We start from the raw sequence: 1,473 nt of genomic DNA on the forward strand, positions 1-1,473 counted from the left end.
CTCTATGAGAGTGCTATTGACGCTGTTGAGTATGGCAAAGTCACTCAAGACTTAAGACTCTCTATGATGCCTATCTATACCATCAGCGCTTTTTTAAGTATCTTACTAGCCATTCGCTCATTGATCGAATCCATCAACATCTTTAAAACAGGCGAATTCTTTGACGCCGAGGAGACAGGCGCATGAGCCCAGAAATTATCGGTGCGATTGGCCTAGTTGTCATGATCCTGCTTGTCATTTTACGAGTACCCGTTGCACTTGCCATGTTAGGTGTCGGTTTAGTAGGCTTCGGTGCGGTTACAGCGCCTAGCGGTGCACTACAAATGCTTAAAGACATTCCTGTTGATGTCTTAGCAAAGTATGACTTTAGTGCCATTCCTTTATTTATTCTTATGGGTGTATTTGCCACCCACTCAGGTATGGCGGGCAAACTCTTTGAAGCAACACGAACCATATTTGGCGGGGTAAGGGGTAGTCTTGGTATTGCAGGTATTGGCTCGTCCGGTATCTTTGCCTCTATCTCAGGCTCATCACTTGCGACTGCCTCTACCATGACCAAAGTCGCGTTACCGCAAATGGAGAAGTACGGTTATCAGCCAGGGTTTGCCTGTGGCATCTTAGCCGCTGGTGGTACGCTTGGTATTATGATTCCGCCCAGTATTGCCTTACTGGTCTATGCGATTTTAACCCAGCAGTCGGTAGGTGATATGTTCATCGCTGGCTTCTTGCCAGGTATGCTCGGTATGGTGATGTATTCCATCACGGTAATGATTATGGTGCGCTGGAAGCCGCACTTGGCACAGCGCGGTGAGAAAACCACTTGGAAAGCCAAGCTACTGTCGCTGACGGGCCTTATACCATTTAGTTTTATCTTTATCATCATTATCGCGGGTATCTTCTTTGGCTTATTCACGCCAACAGAAGGAGCAGCAGTAGGAGCCTTTGTCTCTTGGGCTTATGCCTTTGCTAAAGGTATGCGCTTAGATGGCCTCAAGCAATCGTTGATTGAGACGTTAGCACTCTCTGCAGTGGTGTTCTTTATGCTATTAGGCGCTGAAGCATTGGGATATTTTATCTCAGTCTCACGCCTGTCTTATTCATTGGCATCTTGGATCGGTGGGTTGGCTGTTAGTCCAATGATTGTCCTGATCTGTATCTTATTCATGTACTTCCTACTGGGACTGTTCATGGATGCGCTAGCAATGCTAGTAATCACGATTCCTGTGGTATATCCAATCATTCTAGCGTTAGGGTTCGATCCAGTATGGTTTGGCATTATTGCGGTATTGACGGTAGAGCTTGGTTTGATCACGCCGCCGATGGGTATGAATATTTTTGTGATTAAGGCGATGGCGCCGCACATTAAGCTGAGCGATATGTTCCGCGGGGTGGCTCCATTCATTGTCTCTGATGTGATTCGTTTGGTTGTCCTGGTGATGTTCCCTGCTATATCGCTGGTGCTGTTGGGGTAGG

1 protein-coding gene and 1 pseudogene are annotated in these 1,473 nt (G+C 47.0%); both read left to right on the forward strand.

Going from position 1 to position 1,473, the window contains the following annotated elements; all coding sequences use genetic code 11:
* Window positions 1-186 (forward strand): annotated as a pseudogene (locus ACT3QN_RS13625) (TRAP transporter small permease); the annotation flags it as partial.
* Window positions 183-1,472 carry a TRAP transporter large permease gene (locus ACT3QN_RS13630; RefSeq protein ID WP_444520424.1) on the forward strand — a complete coding sequence of 430 codons (1,290 nt, stop codon included), beginning with the start codon at window positions 183-185 and terminating at the stop codon, window positions 1,470-1,472. The pseudogene ACT3QN_RS13625 and the gene ACT3QN_RS13630, both read left to right, overlap by 4 nt.
* Window position 1,473 lies beyond the last annotated feature (1 nt).

The organism is Psychrobacter sp. AOP7-C1-14 (assembly GCF_052376135.1).
Classification (GTDB): Bacteria; Pseudomonadota; Gammaproteobacteria; order Pseudomonadales; family Moraxellaceae; genus Psychrobacter.

Bases quoted from the DNA above. Each gene is read 5' to 3' on its own strand.
- ACT3QN_RS13630 (WP_444520424.1), top strand. From the start codon at position 183: ATGAGCCCAGAAATTATCGGTGCGATTGGCCTAGTTGTCATGATCCTG.